The organism is Psychrobacter nivimaris, from assembly GCF_043419765.1.
Lineage (GTDB): Bacteria > Pseudomonadota > Gammaproteobacteria > Pseudomonadales > Moraxellaceae > Psychrobacter.
In genome coordinates, this window is record NZ_JBHOFX010000004.1 from 222,441 (window position 1) to 241,672 (window position 19,232).

Sequence of the window (19,232 nt, forward strand, 5' to 3'; positions counted from 1 at the left end):
AGCCGATTCGGACTTAATTTTTTTAAGTTGAATAAAACAAAAGATTGTCGCAAATCACGACTGCTTTAATGTGATCTAGATTCTAGTTCTAATTCTACGTAACTTTTAGTATGAGCCAGTATCAGATGCCTATACTTGTATTTGCTACATTAGGGTTCGAATTACTGACCTCTTTATTCAATCACTTAGCTGAAAATGTATCATCAATGATTATGACCAATATGACTATTACCATCAGGCAGCTGTCCCGAAATATCACAGACCAATGCATCGCTATGTGCGATATTCTGCGGGTGAGACGAGCTTTCGACCTGAATAGTAGCATGGTGAATACCAAGCTCTAGTAGTCTTTGTTCGAGACTGGTAATCAGAATATTTGACTCATGGATACTCATCTCACTATCCACTACTACGTGACAAGAGAGTGCATTGAGACCGCTAGTAATACTCCAAACATGTAGGTCATGTACTTTTTGTACTTGAGCGTCTTCGAGTAATTTTTGCTCCACATCGACTAACGATATATTGGCAGGCGTTCCTTCCATTAATATATGCACAGAATCACGTACGACGCGGTAGCCACTGATTAAAATAAGCACGGCAACGATTACTGATGCCACTGCATCTGCCCATACCCAACCAAAACCCATCATGAGTAGTGCAGCGATAATCGCTGCTACTGACCCTAATAAATCGCTCAATACATGCAAATAAGCGCTTTGCATATTGAGGTTAACGGGTTCTGCATTATTAGGTTTCTGCTCTGTGACCTTGGCATCATCCTTACCATGATTATGACCGTGTGACTCGCCACCTTGACTACCTCGGTGCATTAGCCAAGCGACCAGAATATTGATTAACATACCGATAGTCGCCACGATAAGCATGCCTTGGGTCGCAATTTCTGGCGGTGAGTTAAAACGTTTAATCGCTTCATAAAAAATCATCAAAGCAATTATGACAAGTGTCGCGCCATTTACCGTAGCAACTAATATCTCAAAGCGTTTATAGCCGAAAGTTTTCTGGTGAGTGGCCGCTTTTTCGCCGATTTTAAATGCGACCAAAGTGGCACCAAGCGCTATCGCATCGCTTAACATATGCCCTGCATCAGATAGCAAGGCTAAACTACCGGTAAGCCAACCACCAATGGCTTCGATAAACATATAACCAGTAATAATAATAAAGCTGAACAGCAAAGTACGCTGATAGCCTTTGGTATCTCGTGCTGTGGTTGTTTGTTCTAGATGCTCATCATGATCGTGATGGCCTTGGTTTTCTTGAGTGTAATTATTTTCTTCATCGTCGCAAACGTACTTAGGCACATCCGTATTATCATGCTGTTGGCTATGATTGTGCTCGTCAGAGTTTTGATTATTTGGATTCATAATAATACTCAAATTCGCTGATAATTGCGTTCGGTAGATGATACTTACTGACAAGTGACGTTTACTAATAAGTGATGCTTGCTATGAGTAGAGTAAGCGTAGAGCCTTTACCGCATACCATTTGATAGTTATAAATTTAACATAGCCAAGCATGAGAAGCTGTAACGACGAAGTAAACGTGATGAGAAGGGGAGCAGGAAAATACGCTATCGTGTATTAAGTTTTAAATGAGAGTTACCAACCGACAGGATCAATATCCAAAGTGAGCTTAAGGTATTTAGCGCTTGGTAGGGCGAGCACTGGCTGCCACCACTGTCCCAACACATGGTGCAATTGACGACGGTCTTTAGCCAATAGCAAAAGCTGTGCATGGTAGCGGCTGTTCTTTTTACTCATGGGCGCATCAATAGGACCGAGAACAGCGAGGTTATGAGCATTCGGCAAATGCGCAATAGCATCCTTGAGTGCTTGAGTAGTAGCTGCTAATGTTTTACCTTCGCAGCGTATCAATGCAGCATGTCGATGAGGAGGTAAGCCCATCATTTGACGTTCTTGCAGTAGCTCGCGCGCGAATGACAAGTAGCCATCTTTGACCAGTTTTAATAGTAACTCGTTATCAGGTTGCAACGTTTGAATCAATACGCGGCCAGCTTTGTCACCTCGACCAGCACGGCCAGCCACCTGAATCATGAGCTGCGCGGTATGCTCTGGTGAGCGAAAGTCTGCTGATAAAAATCCGCGATCGGCATTGGGTAAGCAAACCAACGTGACATTGGGGAAGTGATGACCTTTGGCAACCATCTGTGTACCGACTAATATAGCAGGGTTGCCTTTATTGATTTGCTCATAAATATTTTCCCAGCTGTCTTTGCGTCTTGTGGTATCACGGTCTATCTGAATAATCGGATAGAGCTCTTTGCTAGTTTGAGGGTTAGCAAAGATTGCATGTAGATTTTCGCTAAGCCTTGTCGTTCCCATACCTTTGGCGTCTAGATTTTGACTGCCACAATCAGGGCATACGGTAGGGATATAAGCTTGCCAATCGCAATGATGGCATTTTAAGTAAGAGTTGCTTGAATAACTGTTTTGTTGGGCTTGACTATTATAGTGAACGGTCAGGTGCGCGTCACAGCGCGGACAATCTGCTTGCCAGCCACAAGCCTCGCACAAGAGAACAGGCGCATAGCCACGACGGTTCAAAAATATTAGTACTTGATCACCAGCTTCTAGCGTTTGCCGTATCGCTCCGATCATGGCATCCGTCAGCCCTGTATCATAGCGTGCACCGTCATCTTGTGCTTGTTGATGAGTACTTTGCAAGCGAGCATCGATCAGTTGCATGGTTGCAGGCTTGGCATTACCTGGACGAGTAAGCAGTTGGTATTCTACTAGTTTGCCATCATCGACCAGTTTTAAATGCTCAAGAGAAGGTGTGGCAGTGCCGAGTATGACAGGGATTTTGTACTGCAAACCTCGATAGAGAGCGACATCAGCGGCATGATAACGTAACGTGTCCTGCTGCTTATACGAGCCATCATGTGCCTCATCAACGACAATCAGGCCTAAGTCTGCGAAAGGATATAGTACCGCCGAACGTGTACCGATCACGATTTGTGCATGCCCCGTGCGGCAGTCTTGCCAACCTTGTAAGCGATGAGTGTTGGTCATGCCAGAGTGTAATAGCACAATGTGGGCGGCGAACCGACTAGCAAACCTTGCCCGCGTTTGCGGTGTGAGACCAATCTCTGGTACCAAAATCAACACCTGTTTACCAGCTTCTAGTACAGCTTGCATCGCTTGCAGATAAACTTCAGTTTTACCACTACCAGTAATACCATTGAGCAAAAAACCAGTATAAGTATCAGATTCGTGTGCAGCAATAATAGCGTCGACAGCAAGTCTCTGCTCCTCGTTGAGATCAAGTGGCATTTTTGCCAGTTTAATTGGAGCAGGCGCTTGTTTTGGCTGAATATAGCGCTCGACTAGCCCTTTATCTTCTAGCGTCCTTAAAAATGCTCGTTGCATCCCTTCTAATAGCAATACATCTTCACTTGCGCCGTACTGACCATGTAGCTTTAGCATGTCGAACTGCTGCTTTTGTTTTTTAGCATTGGCTCGAAAATCATCATCAGTGATATGAGGCAAAATGCGCCAATGGGTAATCAGCAAGTCTAATGGTTTGCCTTGACGGACAAGGCTTGGCAGGATAACTGCTAACACGTCGCCAAGTGGATAGTGGTAATAGCGTGCCAACCAGTAGGCAAGCTTGAGCATGTCCGAGTCCAAAATAGGCTCAGCATCTAGACATTTATTAATAGGTTTGATCTTGTTAGCAGGTACGCTGCTATCGTCTTGTGAAATATTAGCAATCACAATGCCAATCAGAGTCTGACGACCAAATGAAACTTCGACACGGCTGCCGATTTGCGGTATCGCACTGTTTGGCAAAGCAAGCATATCAGCTGGTAGGCTATAGTCAAACACCCGATAAAGGGGAACGGGCAGAGCAACTTGTACCAACATAAACGCTTCGCAGTCTTATTAGGTGAATATAAAATCAGAATAATAGAACGGAGACCAATAAGCTTAGCATGATGCTAAGCTTATGGTGATATGACTCATAGGCTGTTGCTAAAATTAGCACTGAATAATGAGGCTTAACAATTAGCACTTAATACTAAGCATTAAATATCATCTTATTCGATATAAAGAATAGACTCAATTTCTACCACACCACCTTTAGGTAGAGCAGCTACTTGAACGGCAGCGCGGGCAGGGTACGGCTCGCTTAGATTGGCGACAAACACTTCGTTCAAGACAGCAAAATCACTCAAGTCAGTCAAAGATACATTGAATTTGACCACGTCATTTAGACTGCCACCAGCTGCTTCACAGATAGCTTTGATGTTTTCAAATACTTGCTCAGCCTGTGCTTTAAAACCTTCTCTTAGCTCCATCGTGTCAGGATCAAAACCAAGCTGACCTGAGATATAGACAGTATTGCCGACTTTTACAGCTTGAGAATAGGTGCCGACCGCTGCAGGTGCTTTATCAGTTTGGATGGTTTGACGAGTCATGGGGTATCCCTTTTATATTTTATGTGAGTGATTCATTGCTACTAGAATAGCAGTTCTATTTTAGCTATTTGCACCACGACTATATCAGTGATGCAAATCAGCAAATGCGCTTATTATAATTGATATAACCGTATAATGTTAGGGAAACCTAGCAGCGAGCGTAGTTCACGAATACCCTGTGCTAAGTGGTTGCGACTACGTACCACGATATGAATGATGGTATCAGTATTGCGAACATCAACGGTTTCCACACCCATATTGAGCTGGCGTAAGTGATAGATAACTTCACTGATTTGCTCGTCACTAAGCGCAATTGAGAGCTTTAAATAAGCAGGAAAACGAATCTTACCGCTATTTTTCAGGTCATGCTCACCGATGTCGCCTTGTTTGACCGCATTGTCATTTCGCCAACGTAACTGGATCACCTGATAAGGATTGTCTTTGCGGATATCGTCCAGTGAGAAGCACTTATGACGGTGAACGACCAAACCATGACGTGATAAATGGCCTACGATAGGGTCGCCATATATTGGATGACAACAATTAGCAAAATCAAGCTCGACGCCAGCAGCATTCGCAATCAGCTGTTGCGGTTGAGTCATGTCATCGCTATGTACTTTTGCCTGTAGGTCGCTTAGCTCATCGCTAAACAAGCGTGTCACGACTAGCTGAGGAAGTAGCGTACCTGAGCTTATTTGTTCAAATAACGCATCTTTTTCAGTTAGGCCGCGCCATTCAGTCAGGTCTTTCCAGTCAGCATCTGTCAAATCATCAAAGCTTTTCTGGTGCGTTCTGAGCGCACGATCTAAGGCTTGTCTGCCATGGTGTTGTTTGTCAGCGACAGATAGGTCTTTGAACCAACGTAAAATCTCTTCACGGGCTTTGTTGGTCACTACAAATCCCAACCACTCAGCTTTTGGTTCTGAGTGGCTATTCACTTCTATCTCAACGGACTGTCCATTTTTTACTACGGTGCCAAGCTTTGCAGCTTTGCCATCAATATTTGCACCAACAGCAACGTTACCAATCATAGGCCCGACCGCGTAGGCAAAATCTAGCGCGGTTGCACCCTGTGGAAGCTCGTAAGCACGGCCTTGAGGACTGTAGCAAATGATTTTACTAGAGTGCAGATAATCCATCAGCTCATTAATGGTAGAGACTGCCGCTGAAAAATCAGGACTGTTTTCATTCAGATTGTCTTCATCGACCAAATCTTTCATGTTGCGCAATGATGCTTGGATAACCGATTGACTCACATCAGATGCGTGCTCTGCCCCGATGACACCAAGTCTTGCAGCGCTTTGCATTTGCTTGGTCAATATAGTGACTTTTACCACATCATTGTCACGCTCATATATGAGGGTGAGGGACTGGTTACCACCTGGCAGCGGGCGACGAATATTATCCGCAATATGGGTATCATCAATCTGATATTTTTTGATCAAATAATAGGCCAGCTTATCGCACGCTTCGATATTGTCGAGGACGATTTCAAACGCATAATGACGCAGTAGCGCATTAATCTCACCGCGATTGCGGAAAAACTGACGATATATCACCACGCGATTGTCTAATACTTTGACCAGACCATTGAGATCCAAGTTGTTTAGCACGATGCTTAAATAACGATGAATGGACTCTCTTTGAAAGTTACGTCCAAGCCCATGCTGTAGCAGTTTATCGGACAGCTTGTTGTACATATCAGAGTCTAAATTGCGATAACACAATACTTCGATATAGTCAGCAATATCATTCAGACCCATTAATCGGGCAAATGGCACATAAAAATCTAAGGTTTCTTGAGCTGTGGTGCGCTGCTTCTCAGGCCGTACCGCATCAAGCGTAGACATATTATGTAGACGGTCAGCAAGCTTGATAATAAGTACACGTGGGTCAGCGAGGGTTGCGGTCAGAATTTTATGAAAGGTGGCCGCTTTATTCTGCTGCTTGTTATGTGAAGATGACTTTAGTTTGGTCACACCATCGACCAGTCTTGATACAATTTCACCATAACGCTGCTTGATTTGCTCATCACTGACTTCGGTGTCTTCGACCGTATCATGCAGGATTGCTGCAATGATGGTATCTCGATCTAAGCGAAAGCCCGCTAGTATCTCAGCGACAGCGATTGGATGCGTGATATAAGGTTCCCCTGATTTGCGCTTGTCTTTAATGTGCGCAATATCTCCGAACTCACAAGCATCAACAATATCACGGCGCTCAGCAGCAGTGAGATAACCTACCGAACGTAGTAAATTATATTGAGCATCATCGACGAGGTGATGACTGAGTTTGGGTAGGGTTTGACTCATAAAATGATGATCCTATTTTCCATGACCTACTTGTTGGGCCACTTACCGAAGCAAATGGAGGCTAAATAATGACCTACCATACAAAACTTAAGGATGAGTACGCCATTCTCTAATTAATCGCAAATCGCTTTCAATGTCAACTGATAAGCGTGTGGGCGATGAAAAAATTTCACTCAGTGGTCTATTTTGGGGATAGATGGTAACCAAAATAGCCAATACATTATTATTACAACCAAAAAACCACAGCCTATGCTGTGGTCTCTATAGTTGATCAAGATGTGTACTTATTTTATAAAAACGCTATTGGCTCTATAAAATACATCTTATCAAAACAACTTATTAGAAGCTGTGGTCGCCTGACAATGCTAAATCTAATGAGCTAGTAGCAAAATTATGCTCTGGCTGATTTAGGATGTCGCGTGTTATTTTGCCAGCGGCAATTTCACGTAGTGCCAATACTGTAGGCTTGTCGTTATCAACGTCAACCAACGGCTCGGCAATACCTTTGGCCAATTGACGGGCGCGTTTGCTTGCGACCAAAATTAGCTCAAAGCGATTATCAACATTATCCAAACAATCTTCAATCGTCACTCGTGCCATAAATAGCTACCTCGGTTGTTTCTATTAGTAACGGACCTTGCCCGCCACTCAATAAAAATAATATCAAAAATATAAAGGGGGATAGCTAAATATTATAGCATTTTTTGCCAAGCCGCGTAGTTGCTTTTTATATCTACTTACGAGATTAGCTGCTTGTGCTTAGTTTACTCTTCTACCTGAGTGTTTAGCAAGTTGCTAATCGTGCGATGATAGCGCTGCTGCTGACGACCAAGCGTCTGTCTGTCGGCCACGATAATGGCTTTTAACTCAGCTAATGCTACGTCAAAATTATCATTGATCACTACATAGTCAGCATTCACGTATTGTGCCATTTCGGTGACCGCGCCAGCTAGACGGCGCTCTATAACTTCTACAGAATCCTGCGCGCGGGTTGAGAGACGTTGACGTAATGTCGCAATGCTAGGTGGTAGAATAAAAACCATAATAGCATCGGGAAAGATATTTCTGATTTGCGTCGCGCCTTGCCAGTCAATCTCCAAAATAACGTCAATACCCGCCGCTAGCTGGGTACGGACACTTTCCTCTGACGTGCCATAATAGTTACCAAATACTTCAGCATGCTCTAGAAATAGACCTGCATTGATACCATTGGTAAAACTATCGGTATCCGTGAAATGATAGTGCTGACCATCAATCTCGCCCGGGCGTGGTGCGCGAGTGGTATGAGAGACGCTGACAGTTAAGTCATTGGTGGTAGCAAGCAATTGCTTAACCAGTGAGGTTTTGCCAGTACCTGAAGCGGCAGTAACGATGAATAATGAACCTGTCATACAGTTTATCCTAATAGAAGGTGTCTTAGTAACTCGTAAAATGTATCGTAATAAATGCGTGTTGATAAAAAGTTAAGCAGTGCCTCAGTCAAAAACAAAGACTGGAAAAAATAAAAAACGCCATCATGTATGGCGATAGAAATTATAATAGATGCATTATTATAAACGGCTTTTATACAAGTTAAAGCTGGTTTTGCAATATGTCGTAAGTATGCTGAGGTTTGCCTACAAAATATTGCTATGAGCAGACAGCTATTTTAGAGAGCGACAAAAGCAAATTATGCTAAAGTAGAGCATTGATTTCGCCCCAACTTTTGAATAAAAAATTCAAAAATACGTTTTAACTATAAATTATCCAATGATAGGCCTTTTTATGCAAATTTATCTTGCCAATCCCCGTGGATTTTGTGCTGGTGTGGACCGTGCAATTGCGATTGTTAATGAAGCATTGACACGTTTCGAGCCGCCTATTTATGTCCGTCATGAAGTTGTGCATAATAAGTTTGTGGTGTCAGACTTGGCCAATCGTGGTGCGGTATTCGTTGAAGAGCTTCATGAAGTACCAGACGGCTCTATCGTTATTTTCTCCGCTCATGGGGTTTCTAAAGCAGTCGAAGATGAGGCTGAGCGCCGAGATTTGACTGTGTTTGATGCAACATGCCCGTTGGTAACTAAAGTACATATCGAAGTGGCAAAGTTCGCACAAGATGGCATGGATGCAGTGTTGATAGGACATGCAGGACATCCAGAAGTCGAAGGCACTATGGGGCGCTTTAATCGTCGCCATGGCGGGCAGATTCATCTGGTCGAAGATGAAGGTGATGTGGCCGCATTGACTGTACAAGATGCCGAACGCTTGGCATTTGTGACTCAGACAACCTTGTCGATGGATGATACTGCGCGCGTCATAGATGCGCTGCGTGAAAAATTTCCTAGTATCCAAGGCCCTCGCAAAGACGACATTTGCTATGCTACTCAAAACCGCCAAGATGCGGTAAAAGATTTGGCCAGTCGCTGTGAAGTCGTACTAGTGGTCGGTTCACCAAACTCATCAAACTCTAATCGCCTGCGTGAGCTGGCTGAGCGTATGAATTGCCGAGCGTATTTAATCGATAATGCCAGTGAGATGGACAAGCGTTGGTTAGATGGTGTGCAGAGTATAGGCGTGACCGCTGGTGCATCCGCGCCCGAAGTGTTGATCCAAGAAGTATTGCAACAGCTGCAAGACTGGGGTGGTGATCTGCCTAGTGAGCTATCTGGTATTGAAGAAAATGTGACGTTTAGTCTGCCGAAAGCGTTGCGGATACCTGTTACTCAGGTTGGTAAGTAACTAATATTCGTGTTTGTATTTGTATGAACCATCATTGATATGGATAAGGTCGCATGAAAGAACCAAAAGCCAGATTTGTATTGGCAGAGGCCACGCTCGCTGAAGTCAACAAGCAACTAAAGCTCAATATGCTAGTGATGGCAGCAGTGGTTTTTGTATTGTTTATGAATATTATGAAGTTTATGGCAGATAAAAGCTTTTTCTACGCAATGCTCGCAGTAGTCATGATCTGTTTGTTATTTTTCATACAAAAAGCTCGCCGGATTCTCACGCTCAGAAAACAAGAGCTTATCCATAAATAAAAAGTACAAGCCTAAATAAAAAATACAGATGAAAGTACCAAATATAGGATAGCTATGACTGCTTATTACAAATTTGTTAAACGAGAATTACAAGAAGACGGTGTTAGTGTGGCGCATTATCAGCCAACCAAGCATGCTCAAGGTGCTTGGAATGAGCATGAGCAGCACATGGCGCCAGCAACAGGCCTATTAACAGCCGAGATTAACAGCTTCGCGCCACAACCTAATACCCGTATCGCACGTGTGAGCCTCGATATCTTGGGGCTAATACCGCTTGACGATTTTACTATCACTACTCGCTGTATCCGACCGGGTAAGACTATTGAGCTGGTCGAAGCGGTCATGAGTAGCCGTGGCCGCGATGCTATCATTGCAAGAGCGTGGCGACTGATTACTCAAGATACCAGCGAGATTGCCGGACTTGAAGATCAACCAGCAGAATACAAACCTGAAGGACTACCAGTTTGGGAAGGTATGAAAGGCTGGCCGGGTGGTTTTATTGAGAGCGTACGTCTAGTAGCGACAGAAGACCGTCGTTCTGGTCGCGGTATGGTATGGATTACCAATGATCTCGACATGGTAGAAGGCGAGCCGACTGATGATTTGGTGCATCTGTTAGGTATGGTCGATACTGCCAATGGTGTTGTACCAAGATTGGGTCTTGGTTTATCTAAGTTAGAATGGATGTTTCCCAATACTGATTTGCAAATCCATATGCACCGCTCGCCAAAAGGTCGCTGGCTGGGTATCGAGGCTGTACAACAATATGGTGATGATGGTATCGGGTTGACCAGTGCGGTATTGCACGATGTGTCTGGGCCTTTTGGTCGTAGTGAGCAAATCCTTACTATTCGCCCTATGCCACGTTAAAAGGCTAAGAGTCAGTCAGGCTATAGTTTTGAAAAATGAAACTATACGTTGTAATCAATTAATTATACAAATAATAGAGAAATGGTTTTAATAGTAGCTAACAAGACAATATTACTAACAATACAATATTACTAACAAGCTGATGTTAATCGACATAGAGGTTACTATGAAAACCCATACTCAATTTTCAAAAAAGCTGACGACTCTCTGGGATATATTGATAGAAGCATATTCAGAATAGTTGCTGTTGTTTGCGCGTTGATTGTTATATCAGAAAATAACTGAGCAATTAAATGACGAAGCAAGTAAAAACCAAGCAAACAAATAACTGATACCAGAACACCGCCTTGGTAAACAAGCGCGGTGTTTTTTATGGAATAAAACTTTTGAGCTTGAATTTTTTCTCAATGCCCCTATTAGTATAGACAGTTTAACGGTATTACATACGGCAAGTTCTCTAACATTATGAGAACGGCTTTAGTGAGTATATCGTTATCTGATAATAGGTCTTTCATAGAATTTAAAGGAGTTTTTATGAGTGAAGCAACTCAAGCTGAAGGTCTGAATCCAGAATTAAAAAAACATACGTTTGAAGCGGAAGTGGCGCAGTTACTGCATTTGGTAACGCATTCACTATATTCTAACGCTGATATTTTTGTCCGCGAATTGGTATCTAATGCGTCGGATGCTTGTGATAAGTTGCGCTTTGAAGGCACAAATGATGATAGCCTCTATGAAGATGATGGCGAATTAAAAATCCGCATCGCCGTCGATGAAGCTGCCAAAACTATTACCTTTACCGACAATGGTATTGGTATGAACGAAGCCGATGCCATCGAAAACTTAGGTACGATTGCTAAATCAGGTACCAAGGCATTTTTAGATAAATTGTCTGAATCACAAAAGCAAGACGGACAATTGATTGGTCAGTTCGGTGTTGGTTTTTACTCAGGTTTTATCGTCGCTGATACCATCAGTGTCGAATCACGTAAAGCGGGCGAGCCTGCGGATAAAGGCGTGCGCTGGGTATCAGATGGTACTGGTAGTTTTACTGTTGAACCTATTACCAAAGACACGCGCGGTACGGCGATTACTTTGCATCTAAAAGAAGAATATAGCGAAGGCGAAGATAACTACTTAGATCGCAGCAAAATCAAGCGTTTGGTTAATAAATACTCTGACCATATCAGTTTGCCAATTCAAATGCGTAAAGAGATCTGGCAAGAAGATGTAAAAGAAGACGAGAACGACGACACGCCTGCTGGTGGCAAGATGGTACTCACTGATGAGTGGGAAACAATCAATAAAGCCAGTGCACTATGGACTCGCTCTAGCTCTGAAATTGAAGATGATGAGTATGTCGATTTTTATAAGAATATTTCTTATGACATGGATGCGCCGCTTACTTGGACGCATAACCGTGTAGAGGGTCGCGTACAGTATACGCAGCTACTATATATCCCTAAAAAAGCGCCAGTTGATCTATACACTCGTGAGCAGCAGCATGGTCTAAAGCTTTACGTGAAGCGCGTCTTTATCATGGACGAAGCTGAGCAATTGCTACCGATGTATTTGCGTTTCGTGAAAGGTGTGATCGATTCAGCAGACTTGCCATTGAACGTGAGCCGTGAGCTACTACAAGAGTCACGTGATGTAAAATCTATCCGTGATGGTAACGCTCGCCGTATCTTAACCTTACTCGCAAGCCTTGCTAATAGCGAAGACAGTGACAAGCAAGAGAAATTTGCCCAATTCTATGCAGAGTTCGGTGATGTCATCAAAGAAGGTCTAGGCGAAGATGCAGGCAATCAAGAACGTATTGCTAAGCTATTGCGTTATGCCACCAGCACCCAAGACGGTTTGGTAACAAGCTTCGAAGATTATAAAGGCCGTATGAAAGATGGTCAAAAAGCCATCTACTACCTCACCGCTGATAACCTAGCCGCTGCGAAAAACAGCCCGCAACTTGAGCTATTCAAGAAAAAAGGCATCGAAGTTATCTTGATGACCAGCCGTGTTGATGAATGGGCAATGAACTTCTTGACCTCATTCGATGAGACACCGCTGCAAAACATCGCGAAAGGCGCAGTAGACCTAGGCGACTTGCAAGATGAAGCAGAAAAAGCGGAAGCAGAGAAAGCACAAGAAACGCTAAAGCCAGTAGTTGATAAGCTAAAAGCTGCGTTGGGCGAGCGTGCTAAAGACGTCAAAGTATCGACGCGTTTAGTCGATAGTCCAGCTTGTTTGGTCGTTGGTGAAGGTGAGCTATCACCACAAATGATTCAGATGCTACAGCAAATGGGTCAGGACGTACCAGCAAGTAAGCCAACGCTAGAAGTAAACCCTGATCATCCACTCATCAAAAAGCTTGAAAGTAGTGATCAGTTTGACAGTCTGGCACAAGTAATCTTTGATCAAGCATTGTTAGCAGATGGCGGTCAGCTAGACGATCCAGCCGCTTACCTAAAACGCGTCAATGAACTATTGATGAGATAATGTTTAGTAATTAGTAAAAAGGGAGGCTTTATATAGGAGGCCTCCTTTTTTATTTGAACTTTTAGCCGAATTTGAGTGAATTTTACAAATCAGCCTTATCCTCTTAACCGACAATCCGTTACAATCGCGATAGATTAGCGAGCTAAAATATTAAGCAGTGCTGGTCATCTTCTATAATCACTCCATCGTGAATTCAATATAAATCGATGTCTGCATGCTGTATAAAAAATCGTCAATTGATTGCACCGCGCGGCTGTTACATTAAGATAATTATCATTGAGTCATTTTATTTTTCTCGACTGGCTAGAGGTCTAAGTCTTTGTCACTTACGTCGTTAAAAACCGTCTCGCTTCAGCGTTTTTCGCTCAATTTCGCTGCCAATATTATTGCAACCTTATGGATGCTGGTGGGCTCAACACGGGCTTTTTCTTGGGTTAAACCTACTTTTGTACAGTTTGCCGTATTTGCGCTATTGGCACTTGGTAGTAATGTCTTATTTTCATGGTTAGCTGCTGAAAGTGGCAGTATATTTAATGAGCAAGGATTGGTCAGTTATTTGATCTGGCCGATGATTATTTTGCTTGGTGGTATCATTTTGGCTCGGCGAGCGAGCAACCAAGCCTTGGTATTTGTACCAGTAGTGCTGTGGTTGGTCGCCGATACATTGTCAGCCTTATTACAGAGCTTGGTGCAGTTTTTTGGTAGCTATGGTTGGTTGCCAAATTGGAGTTATTCGTTCTTACCAGTACTGTTTTTAGTATTGTTCTTATGGCAAACGCTAGCGCTATTGTGGATTTTCTCCCGTCGTCTGCGTATACCATGGTGGGAGCGAATCATTGTATTGGTTGGCGCGGTGGCGTTGCTGACCATCTGGCAGCGTAATGTCGCTGATCAGCCAATTTTTAAGCAAATACCTGTAGAGCCTGTACTAGAAGAGGCGGCACTATATCAGCAGCCACGTCTATTACAGCAAGCATTGGATAGTATAGACCCAAGTATCGATGGCAAAACTGACTGGTACTTTATGGGAGTTGCGGGGTTTTCTGATCAAAATGTCTTTCGCTCTGAGATTAATAAGGTACGCGAGCTGTTTGATGTGCGCTTTGGTACCAGCGGGCATTCACTATCGCTGATCAATAATACTTATAGTTGGCTAGATGAACCAATTGCTACTAAGACCAGCATTTTGCGCGGCCTAAAGAAAATCGGTCAGCAGATGAACGCTGATGAAGATGTGTTGTTTCTAACGTTGTCTTCACATGGTAATCAGGATATCGTCCAATTGGCAAATCCGCCGCTTGCGATGGATAATTTAGATGCTATATGGTTGCGTGACGCGCTAGACGCATCTGGTATCCGCTGGCGTGTGATAGTGGTGTCTGCCTGCTACTCAGGTTCGTTTATTGACGAATTAGCATCGCCAACCACGGTAGTGATTACTGCATCAGCTGCTGACAAAGCGTCGTTTGGCTGCACCAACACAGCTGAGATGACCTATTTTGGCCAAGCGTTTTTTGCTGAAAGCCTACGAGGGAATACCAGTTTTGAGTCGGCTTTTAAAGATGCCAGTATACGGGTCAATGAGCGTGAGAGCGCAATGGGCTTTGAGCCATCAGAGCCGCAAATGGTCATTGGTAGCTTAATGGAGACGGCATTGCCTGCGTTTGAGCAAGTACTGTTTGATAAGGCGCGCCCATCCGTTGCTAGTATTACAAATAATACTACTTCTACAATGGTTAATATTCTACCTGACAATGCTGCTAATCAGTCGGTAGACGAAGTAGAGATAGGCGCTGAATAGCTGAATAAATACAAAGTATGATCTAGCATTTTATAAATGCCAATATCAGATTTACTATTAGATGATGAGTATTTATTAAACATCGTCATTGGTTCTATTTTGAATAAAAGGATATCACTCATGCAAAACTCCTATAGTCATAGTTTATCTACCAATAGACAGCTTACTCAAAAAAGCGTGAATCGCTGTTTTAATGGTGAGCAGCATTATTATAGTCACGAGTCGACATCTACCAAAACCTCTATGACGTTTAGTATTTATCTACCTGATGAAGCCTTGGCTGGGCGACGTTGTCCTGCGATATTGTACCTATCAGGTTTGACATGTAATGCCGATAATGTCACCCATAAGGCGCATTTTCAGCAGAAATGCAGCGAGCTTGGTATGATACTTATCGCACCTGATACTTCGCCTAGAAGTAGCGACGACAGCGATGTACCAAACGACGATCGCTATTTTGTCGGTCAAGGTGCAAGCTATTATGTTGACGCGACCCAAGCGCCATGGTCAGAAAATTTTAATATGCAAAGCTACATCGTTGATGAGCTATATGACTTATTACGTTCAGAATTTCCTATCCATAGCATCGGTGTCACAGGACACTCAATGGGTGGTCATAGTGCGCTGTTGCTAGGGTTTAAGTTCCCGAGCAAGTTTGTCAGCGTATCGGCTTTATCGCCAGTATGCGCAGCTAGTGAATCTGCATGGGGGCAAGCTGCCTATACAGAGTACTTCGGTGATGACAAGTCTCTATGGGCACAAGCGGACGCCTCACAGATGATTGAAAAAGTCGGTCAGCAGTATTCGAGCATTTTGGTTGATCAAGGCGCAGCTGATAACTTCTTAGCAGAAGGCCAACTACAGACATCTAAACTACAAGATGCTTGTGCAAAAGCCGAACAGCCCTTAACATTACGCTATCAAGCGGGGCATGACCACAGCTATTATTTTATCCAAACGGTGATTAATGATCATATCGAACATCATTGGCATATGGCTCAACTGAGCTAGGCTGCTAAGTAGATAACCGTAATACGTGTTTTCGCTATCCCATTTCATGCTCAAAAGGTAATTTTTATGGCAAGTTATCAAGATTTGACAGCTTCTAATTCAAAGAATAAGTCAGCAGATACGAGCTCTACAAAAGCGACTATGCAGGCTGATATGGATGCTGCTCTAAAAAACAAACAACGTAGCAATGAGTATAATGATGAAGTGTCTCAAGCTAAGTCAGACGAGCTGATTGCAAAAACCGTTAACGATGCTGGCGATAGAGTACTTGATGATGTACAAATATCTCGCGTGATAGAGATGGCATGGGAAGATAGAACGCCATTTGGTGCTATAGAGCATAGCTACGGTCTCGATGAGACTGGGGTTATCAAACTCATGCGCCAAGAGTTAAAGTCGTCATCTTTTCGCTTATGGCGTCAGAGAGTGAGCAATCGTGCTACCAAGCATGAGGCAAAGCGCTCTTTCGAAGTTGGCCGTGCTTATTGTAAAACTCAATATAAGCAGCGCTAAACCACTAAGTATTTAGCATCAATATATAAAAGGCTCTCAGTATATGTGAGCCGCTTGAAATTTCCTTTTTAATTTATCAATATCTTATATAAACATGAATTAGGTAGCTCAATTATGAACAGTCCTGCTAAACCTTATCTTATTGCACCGTCGATACTCTCAGCTGATTTCGCGCGGTTGGGCGAAGAAGTGGAGAAGGTACTAGAGTCGGGTGCCGATGTGATTCATTTTGATGTAATGGACAATCATTACGTACCCAATTTGACGTTTGGTAGCATGATTTGTAAGGCATTACGTGACTATGGTGTTGAAGCGCCAATTGATGTACATCTGATGGTTTCACCTGTCGATAGTATGATTGAGCAGTTTTTGGAAGCGGGTGCTAGTATCATTACCTTCCATCCTGAAGCCAGCGCTCATATCGATCGCTCACTTCAACTGATCAAAGATGGCGGTGCAGAGTGTGGCTTGGTATTGAACCCAGCGACCCCGCTGCATTATCTTGATTATGTCATGGATAAAGTAGATCAGATTTTATTAATGAGTGTGAACCCGGGCTACGGTGGACAGTCGTTTATCGATAGTACTTTAGATAAAGTCCGTCAGGTACGTCAGCGTATCATTACTAGTGGTCGAGATATTCGATTGGAAGTTGATGGTGGTATCAAAGCTAGTAATATACGTGCGATTGCTGAAGCGGGCGCTGATATGTTCGTTGCGGGTTCTGCAATCTTCAATCAAGAAGATTATAAAGCGGCTATTGATGAGATGCGCGCAGAGTTATTATTAGCCAATAATAGCTAGCGAGTGTTATATGGTTAATAAACGCTATTAGCCATACAACAATGATATTAAGATGTGCTGTATAACTTATGACTATATAGTTAATCCGATATAAAAGAGCTACAGCGTTAACCTCGCTTGAAGTATCACAGTTACATCTGCACTCAGTTGCCTTGTACCTCTTTCAAATTGAATCAACTCTATATAACGGTCAGTCACGTAAAGGTGAAATATGGACACAAATAATTCTAGCAGTTCAACAGTGCCTTCTGAGCAAACAAGCTCTCATGAAGCGTTGAACCAGCAGGCTAAGCAATCACTTGAAAATGAAACACCGCAGCGCAGTTTGGTACCGAAAGGTATTACCATTGGCTTAGCGATGTTTGCACTGGTACTTAGTTTGGCAGGTTATGGCTTTCGCCTGATGATAGGTGATGACGTTGAAACCGTACTGCGTCACGCTGCAGTCATTGTGCCTGCATTTATGCTAGGCATTCCGCTGTTTTTTTGGGTAGGCTCTCGCATACTCAATAAAGTTAAAGGTCTGCATATCGAGAGTTGGAATGCCATTAGTTTGGGTTATTTGACCTCTTGTATCTCAATGCTATGGCTGATGGGTACTTACAGTTAAGTTGTTTCGCTGTAAATATAATGCTTTTTCGCACCTATATTGTTTATTCACGCCTATACAGTGTCGTAATATTTTATATTTTTTAATCATTAAGCCATGTTCTACAAGCATGACTGGAATTTTATATGAGAATCGTACCAGCCAGTATTGCTAAAATTATCTATCCTAAAGACTTACCAAATGGCTTATTTACCAGCTTAATTATCGCTTGTTTATTAATGGGGTTGGCGTCACTACGTCACGGAACCGATTTACAAGGTTGGCTAAATGTCATTGAAAACTGGCTGCTGATGCTGCTGATATTGCCTACTGCGACGGCCACCGTTGCACTGCCATTTAAGTATCGTGATCCTAGCCTTGAGCTAAAGCTGGTTTATTATCTTGGAATGTTTGTGGCCTTCTTATTTACATTAGGAAAGTTGCGTTATTGGCACTAATATATACAAATGACATGGCATTCAAGTTTGCTTTTATAGCGAAGACTTATGTGACAGCCCTTGAATTCGAGTGTTAAAGCGTCCATTGTATGAGTAAGACAGATTTACCCGCGTTACTGTAAGACGATAGATTTGCCGAATGAGTTTGTTTTCAATAAATAACTGCTTTGCAATGACCAGTTTCTCTACCAGTACTAAACGGGATAATAAGGAACACATTAATGCCATACGATATCGATAATGATATAGAAGTAGATAACGAGAGTAGCGATCAATTTGCAGGATTTGCTAAAGAAACCACGTTAGAGTTGGTGGAAGCAGATGATGGTAGATTGTTATTGCGTGATGCTGAACAAGACGAAGCGCCGCTGATGACTATCGATTTTTCTGACAAGTTAAAAGAACTACTTGGTAGCGATACTCAAGCCATTGGTCAACACATGATTCATGCTGCAATTCAGGTCATTATGCAAAAGCAAATGAGTAAATGGCATGCGCATGTATATGATAAAGAACCAACACACTACAGCTAACCTTTGGTTATTCTTGAGCACCAGTTAAAGCAAACGCCATTCAAAGTGAATGATTGAAGATATAGCTTAGCAACATCAAACTACAGCCATAAAAAAAGGGTTTATCAATTGATAAACCCTTTTTTTGTTCAAATAACTTCTTTATAGAAAGTATTTATAAAAATGCCTTCTACAAATGATGGCAGTTATTTGATTTTAGCTTCTTTAAAGATCACGTGCTGGCGTACTTTTGGATCAAACTTTTTGATTTCCATTTTGCCAGGCATAGTGCGCTTGTTTTTAGTAGTGGTGTAGTAATACCCAGTACCAGCTGTTGATACTAATTTAATTTTATCTCTCATGATAGCTTTCCTGTAAATG

At 42.8% G+C, this 19,232-nt stretch carries 18 protein-coding genes; 11 read left to right on the forward strand and 7 right to left on the reverse strand.

What is annotated here, in order from left to right:
• Window positions 1-203: 203 nt before the first annotated feature.
• From ACHEVO_RS10410 to gmk, 6 genes are all read right to left on the reverse strand, one after another.
• Complete coding sequence (locus ACHEVO_RS10410; RefSeq protein ID WP_394124859.1) at window positions 204-1,385, reverse strand: cation diffusion facilitator family transporter; 1,182 nt, start codon at window positions 1,383-1,385, stop codon at window positions 204-206.
• A gap of 234 nt (window positions 1,386-1,619) precedes the next feature.
• Window positions 1,620-3,908 (reverse strand): primosomal protein N', encoded by a 2,289-nt coding sequence (locus ACHEVO_RS10415; protein WP_394124860.1) that lies wholly within the window; start codon window positions 3,906-3,908, stop codon window positions 1,620-1,622.
• Window positions 3,909-4,081: 173 nt separating this feature from the next.
• A complete protein-coding gene (locus tag ACHEVO_RS10420; RefSeq protein ID WP_057761400.1) occupies window positions 4,082-4,462 on the reverse strand; it encodes a RidA family protein in 381 nt (126 codons plus the stop codon).
• Between the two features lie 113 nt (window positions 4,463-4,575).
• Window positions 4,576-6,774 carry a RelA/SpoT family protein gene (locus ACHEVO_RS10425; protein ID WP_057761397.1) on the reverse strand — a complete coding sequence of 733 codons (2,199 nt, stop codon included), beginning with the start codon at window positions 6,772-6,774 and terminating at the stop codon, window positions 4,576-4,578.
• Window positions 6,775-7,113: 339 nt separating this feature from the next.
• A complete protein-coding gene (gene rpoZ, locus ACHEVO_RS10430; RefSeq protein ID WP_057761396.1) occupies window positions 7,114-7,374 on the reverse strand; it encodes a DNA-directed RNA polymerase subunit omega in 261 nt (86 codons plus the stop codon).
• A 164-nt stretch (window positions 7,375-7,538) separates the two neighbouring features.
• Window positions 7,539-8,165: a guanylate kinase gene (gmk, locus tag ACHEVO_RS10435; RefSeq protein ID WP_102091897.1), complete on the reverse strand. Its 627-nt coding sequence runs from the start codon at window positions 8,163-8,165 to the stop codon at window positions 7,539-7,541.
• Between the two features lie 373 nt (window positions 8,166-8,538).
• Between gmk and ispH the strand changes: the two genes are divergently transcribed.
• From ispH to ACHEVO_RS10490, 11 genes are all read left to right on the forward strand, one after another.
• The gene (gene ispH / locus ACHEVO_RS10440; RefSeq protein WP_057761392.1) at window positions 8,539-9,495 is read left to right on the forward strand and encodes a 4-hydroxy-3-methylbut-2-enyl diphosphate reductase; all 957 of its coding nucleotides are present in this window, start codon (window positions 8,539-8,541) and stop codon (window positions 9,493-9,495) included.
• 53 nt (window positions 9,496-9,548) lie between these two features.
• Window positions 9,549-9,797, forward strand: a complete 249-nt coding sequence (locus ACHEVO_RS10445; protein WP_394124861.1) for a hypothetical protein — start codon at window positions 9,549-9,551, stop codon at window positions 9,795-9,797.
• A gap of 54 nt (window positions 9,798-9,851) precedes the next feature.
• The gene (locus tag ACHEVO_RS10450; protein ID WP_296207102.1) at window positions 9,852-10,667 is read left to right on the forward strand and encodes a thioesterase family protein; all 816 of its coding nucleotides are present in this window, start codon (window positions 9,852-9,854) and stop codon (window positions 10,665-10,667) included.
• A 534-nt stretch (window positions 10,668-11,201) separates the two neighbouring features.
• Complete coding sequence (gene htpG, locus ACHEVO_RS10455) at window positions 11,202-13,163, forward strand: molecular chaperone HtpG (RefSeq protein WP_394124862.1); 1,962 nt, start codon at window positions 11,202-11,204, stop codon at window positions 13,161-13,163.
• A gap of 319 nt (window positions 13,164-13,482) precedes the next feature.
• Entirely contained in the window at window positions 13,483-14,964 is a 1,482-nt protein-coding gene (locus ACHEVO_RS10460; protein ID WP_394124863.1) for a C13 family peptidase, read from the forward strand.
• A 120-nt stretch (window positions 14,965-15,084) separates the two neighbouring features.
• Window positions 15,085-15,975 (forward strand): S-formylglutathione hydrolase, encoded by an 891-nt coding sequence (gene fghA, locus ACHEVO_RS10465; RefSeq protein ID WP_394124864.1) that lies wholly within the window; start codon window positions 15,085-15,087, stop codon window positions 15,973-15,975.
• Window positions 15,976-16,257: 282 nt separating this feature from the next.
• Window positions 16,258-16,488, forward strand: coding sequence for a TIGR03643 family protein (locus tag ACHEVO_RS10470; protein ID WP_394124996.1), 231 nt, complete (start codon window positions 16,258-16,260; stop codon window positions 16,486-16,488).
• Between the two features lie 114 nt (window positions 16,489-16,602).
• Window positions 16,603-17,292 carry a ribulose-phosphate 3-epimerase gene (rpe, locus tag ACHEVO_RS10475; RefSeq protein WP_057761380.1) on the forward strand — a complete coding sequence of 230 codons (690 nt, stop codon included), beginning with the start codon at window positions 16,603-16,605 and terminating at the stop codon, window positions 17,290-17,292.
• A gap of 211 nt (window positions 17,293-17,503) precedes the next feature.
• Complete coding sequence (locus tag ACHEVO_RS10480) at window positions 17,504-17,902, forward strand: hypothetical protein (protein WP_394124865.1); 399 nt, start codon at window positions 17,504-17,506, stop codon at window positions 17,900-17,902.
• Window positions 17,903-18,027: 125 nt separating this feature from the next.
• Window positions 18,028-18,339 carry a hypothetical protein gene (locus ACHEVO_RS10485; RefSeq protein ID WP_057761376.1) on the forward strand — a complete coding sequence of 104 codons (312 nt, stop codon included), beginning with the start codon at window positions 18,028-18,030 and terminating at the stop codon, window positions 18,337-18,339.
• Window positions 18,340-18,560: 221 nt separating this feature from the next.
• A complete protein-coding gene (locus ACHEVO_RS10490; protein WP_101205798.1) occupies window positions 18,561-18,872 on the forward strand; it encodes a hypothetical protein in 312 nt (103 codons plus the stop codon).
• A 185-nt stretch (window positions 18,873-19,057) separates the two neighbouring features.
• On the opposite strand, the gene rpmG is transcribed toward ACHEVO_RS10490, so the two are convergent.
• Window positions 19,058-19,213 carry a 50S ribosomal protein L33 gene (rpmG, locus tag ACHEVO_RS10495; RefSeq protein WP_010201403.1) on the reverse strand — a complete coding sequence of 52 codons (156 nt, stop codon included), beginning with the start codon at window positions 19,211-19,213 and terminating at the stop codon, window positions 19,058-19,060.
• Window positions 19,214-19,232 lie beyond the last annotated feature (19 nt).

Coding starts and splice junctions, on each gene's coding strand:
- ACHEVO_RS10410 (WP_394124859.1), bottom strand. CDS start 1,385: ATGAATCCAAATAATCAAAACTCTGACGAGCACAATCATAGCCAACAG.
- ACHEVO_RS10415 (WP_394124860.1), bottom strand. CDS start 3,908: ATGTTGGTACAAGTTGCTCTGCCCGTTCCCCTTTATCGGGTGTTTGAC.
- ACHEVO_RS10420 (WP_057761400.1), bottom strand. CDS start 4,462: ATGACTCGTCAAACCATCCAAACTGATAAAGCACCTGCAGCGGTCGGC.
- ACHEVO_RS10425 (WP_057761397.1), bottom strand. CDS start 6,774: ATGAGTCAAACCCTACCCAAACTCAGTCATCACCTCGTCGATGATGCT.
- rpoZ (WP_057761396.1), bottom strand. CDS start 7,374: ATGGCACGAGTGACGATTGAAGATTGTTTGGATAATGTTGATAATCGC.
- gmk (WP_102091897.1), bottom strand. CDS start 8,165: ATGACAGGTTCATTATTCATCGTTACTGCCGCTTCAGGTACTGGCAAA.
- ispH (WP_057761392.1), top strand. CDS start 8,539: ATGCAAATTTATCTTGCCAATCCCCGTGGATTTTGTGCTGGTGTGGAC.
- ACHEVO_RS10445 (WP_394124861.1), top strand. CDS start 9,549: ATGAAAGAACCAAAAGCCAGATTTGTATTGGCAGAGGCCACGCTCGCT.
- ACHEVO_RS10450 (WP_296207102.1), top strand. CDS start 9,852: ATGACTGCTTATTACAAATTTGTTAAACGAGAATTACAAGAAGACGGT.
- htpG (WP_394124862.1), top strand. CDS start 11,202: ATGAGTGAAGCAACTCAAGCTGAAGGTCTGAATCCAGAATTAAAAAAA.
- fghA (WP_394124864.1), top strand. CDS start 15,085: ATGCAAAACTCCTATAGTCATAGTTTATCTACCAATAGACAGCTTACT.
- rpe (WP_057761380.1), top strand. CDS start 16,603: ATGAACAGTCCTGCTAAACCTTATCTTATTGCACCGTCGATACTCTCA.
- ACHEVO_RS10480 (WP_394124865.1), top strand. CDS start 17,504: ATGGACACAAATAATTCTAGCAGTTCAACAGTGCCTTCTGAGCAAACA.
- ACHEVO_RS10485 (WP_057761376.1), top strand. CDS start 18,028: ATGAGAATCGTACCAGCCAGTATTGCTAAAATTATCTATCCTAAAGAC.
- ACHEVO_RS10490 (WP_101205798.1), top strand. CDS start 18,561: ATGCCATACGATATCGATAATGATATAGAAGTAGATAACGAGAGTAGC.
- rpmG (WP_010201403.1), bottom strand. CDS start 19,213: ATGAGAGATAAAATTAAATTAGTATCAACAGCTGGTACTGGGTATTAC.